This window comes from Ruthenibacterium sp., assembly GCF_017421385.1.
Taxonomy (GTDB): Bacteria; Bacillota; Clostridia; order Oscillospirales; family Ruminococcaceae; genus Ruthenibacterium; species Ruthenibacterium lactatiformans.
Map to the genome: position 1 here is coordinate 1 of NZ_JAFOIN010000019.1, position 3,472 is coordinate 3,472.

The following is a 3,472-nucleotide window of genomic DNA, read 5'->3' on the forward strand; positions in this document are numbered from 1 at the left end:
AACAAACGGCAAAAGGAATACTATAAAGAAAAAACCAGATATTGGATCACAACAATCGATGACTTTGAGGATACACCGTATACATGTGCTGTGATTGATGAAACCTGCCGCTTGATAAAATTGATAGAAGCCCACCCGGAACTGGCGGAGGAAGAATATGTTCCCAGCGAGGAATTTTTGGAACAGGCAAAAGTGGAAGAAGGCTATTCATTCTATTCGATTCCCAGTTTGGATGCACGCTATGGGTTGTTGAAAAACTCAGAGCAGTTGAAAGAATTAAAAGAAGTGATTTCATTTTATAAACTGCACACTCCCCAATCTTATGACCCATATCCGCGCGAGACGGCGCAGGCTGTAATCGCGGAAGCCGCACGTCTTGAACGCTTGCTGCAAGAGCATCCGGAACAGGCGGAGGAGACCTATATTCCCCCGGAAGAATACCTGGCGCAAATCAAAGGCACCATGTTCTGGTAAAACAAAATATCCCCGAAAACGCAAGGCCGCAGCGGTGCAAACCGCTGCGGCTTTTTTGCTGCTTTTTTGCCTGTTTTCTTTTGGAAAATTCCGGAAAAACGGACTTGCGAAGGCGTACAATGATTACAGGATAAGGTGGGCGCACGGGCTTGCGCTTATCCGAAATTCGCAGGCAACGCGGAAAAATCCAACCGCTTTCCAAGCGTAAAAAGGGGTGCCCGGAGGTGAGCGCCGCCAGCGGCGGATACAGCGAACCGGAAGGGCTGGGGTGCGAGCGCGGGACCACATTTGAGCAAAGCGAAAATGGGGCAGCGAGCACGTTGCCCCCGGCGGGGGCAACGACCGGCCAGCGCGGTTTCGCCGCAGGAGAAATGGAGCCGAATGGCGACAAGCGCTGGGCAGCAGCGAGGAGCCGCACGAGCATGCGCCGCATGCGACGGAGGCGACCGCTGCAACCGGGGCGACGCTTCAAAGGGCACACAAAAAAAATTCGCTTTCCAAGCGTAAAAAGGAGCAACCATGGAAGAAATGAACACCATCGAAATGCAGGCGCAGGAGAGCGCCGCAGGGACCGCCGGATATGCGGAAAGCACGGCGCCGGCCGGGCCGGAGGCTCCGCAGGGGGACCTGGGCGGCGCGGACAACGAAGGGACGGGCGCGCGGCGGCAGACACCGGAGGAAAACGCCCGTTTTGCCGCCATGCGCCGCCGGCAGGAGGCGCAGCAGCGGGAGGAACGGCTTTTTCACGAGCTGGTGGGCGACGCGCGCAACCCGGAAACCGGAATGCCGTTTGCGTCCAAGGCGGAATTTGTCGCGTGGCGCGACGGGGCGGCGGGCCGCGGACGCGCGCAGGCCGCGCCAGTGGAGCCGGAGGCCCTCGCGCGGCTTGAGGCACAGCTCCGCCAACAGTTCAGAGCCACGGACCCGGAGTTCCTGGCGCAGGCCGCGGAGCTGAAGAAGGCCCATGACAGGGAGGCGCAGGCGCAGTTTTCAAACGATTTGAAAACCATCCGCGCGGCTTACCCGGACGAAAAGGCCCAAAAGGTAGAGGAGCTTGGCATTGAGTTCCTCAAGCTGTGCGCCGGCGGCATATCGCCGCTTGTGGCGTACGAGGCCATCCGGAACGAGAAAGCGCGCAGCGCGGCGAACCCGCCCAGCATGGGCGATGTGAAAACCTCGCCCACAACGGAAAAGGAGTTTTTCACGCGCGCGGAGGTGGCGGCTATGGACCAGGCGACGGTAAGCCGGTATTTCGACAAGATCCGAAAATCACAGCAATACTGGAAATAACGAAAGGAGAAACGACGAAGCATGGCATATGAGAATTTTATTCCCACCGTATGGGCGGAGGCGATCAACCGGGAGCTGGAAAAGGCGCTTGTGTACGCGGAGGGCTGCAACCGCCAATACGACGGTGAAGTAAAAGCGATGGGCGACACGGTGCGCATTCTTGGCGTGGGCAGGCCCACCATTACCACAACCACCGACAAGGCGATCACGCTGAGCGCCCCGGAAAGCGTGGAGGACAGCAGCGTGACGCTTGCCGTCCGGCAGATCAGCTATTTTAACTACAAGGTGGATGATATCGACAAGCGGCAGGCTGTGGGCGGCGTGATGGAGGCGCTGAACAAGGAGGCGACTTACGGCCTTGCGGACGAGATGGACAAGCACATTGCCGGTATGGCGGCAACGCGCGAGGCGGTGAAGTACGCGGCCAGCGCGACGGCTATCACAAAAGACAACGTGCTGGGAGAGATCGACAAGGCGCTGGAAAAGCTGTACGGCAACAACGTGCGGCCCAACGGCAAAATCATGATGGAGGTGCCGCCCTGGTTCTACATGCGCCTGAAGCAGGCATACACGGCGCTGGACACCGACAACAGCAAAATGCTGGAGAACGGCCGCGTGGGCAAGTACGGCAACGTTATTGTAAAGATGAGCAACAACGTCGCCGTGGATTCCAGCGCAAACAGCCTTATTACGGTGCACACGGACAAGGCAGTGGCGTTTGTGAACCCGATGACGCACGTGGAGGCGTACCGCCCGGAGAAGGGCTTCTCCGACGCGGTGAAGGGCTTTGTGCTGTATCAGGCGAAAATCGTGCGGCCCAAGGAGCTTGTGGTGCTGAACTGCAAGGCCGGGGCTTAATGGAAAGGAGTTTTGAAACATGGCTGCAACTGCAATTGCTTTGACAAAAATCCCCCTGAACGGCGGGGTGGAGCTGCCCGCCGCGGCTGCGCTGGACGGCACGGCCGGGGCGGAGATTCAGTTTGACGGGCAGGACACGAAGATCGTGATTCTGATTGAGAACAGCGGCTCCGCCGCCGGGGACGTGACGTTCAAGGCCGGAAGCGGCATTCAGGGCGTCGCGGACCTTGTGGTGAACGTGGCGAACGGCAAGACCAAGGCCGTGGTGCTGGAATCCGGCGCGTTTAAAAAGGCGGGCAAGGTATATGTAACGGGCGCCGCGACCATGAAGGCGGCGGCGCTGCTGCTGCCGTAAGGGTGCCGAACGCCGCGCCCGCGCGGTGAAACAAAGCGAAAGGACGCCCCCGCCGGGAGGAATGCGAAAGCATGGCCCGGCAGGGGCATTTTTGCGCCGAAAAATGCGCCGAAAAAGAGGACGTACGCAGACGGAATGGAGGCAAGGCCGGGGTGCGAGCGCGGGGCCACATTTGAGCGAAGCGAAAATGGGGTAGCGAGCACGTTGCCCCCGGCGGGGGCAACGACCGGCCAGCCCGGTTTCGCCGCAGGCGAAATGCGACCGAACGGGAGCAAGGGCCGGGGTTTTGCCGTTGGGGCCCCGGCGCGGCGCAGCCGTGACGGGAACGGCAAAACAGCGGTGCGGGGTGGCGAAGCCATGGCCGCGAAGCGGACAACCGCACAGGGTGGTGTCGCGCAGCGAAATGCCGCGCGCGATTTTGCGCGGCAAACCCAAAAGGCGGGGCCGATGACCGGCCAGCCCGGTTTCGCCGCAGGCGAAATGCGACCGACCGGG

4 protein-coding genes are annotated in these 3,472 nt (G+C 60.2%); all 4 read left to right on the top strand.

Features of this window, described 5'->3' with window-relative positions:
* The coding region (locus IIY41_RS02020) for a hypothetical protein (protein WP_287399449.1) at window positions 1–474 on the top strand (474 nt) is incomplete at its 5' end.
* A 519-nt stretch (window positions 475–993) separates the two neighbouring features.
* Complete coding sequence (locus IIY41_RS02025) at window positions 994–1,764, top strand: hypothetical protein (RefSeq protein WP_050006747.1); 771 nt, start codon at window positions 994–996, stop codon at window positions 1,762–1,764.
* Window positions 1,765–1,785: 21 nt separating this feature from the next.
* Entirely contained in the window at window positions 1,786–2,622 is an 837-nt protein-coding gene (locus IIY41_RS02030) for a hypothetical protein (protein ID WP_009324272.1), read from the top strand.
* 19 nt (window positions 2,623–2,641) lie between these two features.
* Window positions 2,642–2,977 (top strand): hypothetical protein, encoded by a 336-nt coding sequence (locus IIY41_RS02035; protein ID WP_117461848.1) that lies wholly within the window; start codon window positions 2,642–2,644, stop codon window positions 2,975–2,977.
* The last annotated feature ends 495 nt before the right edge of the window (window positions 2,978–3,472 follow it).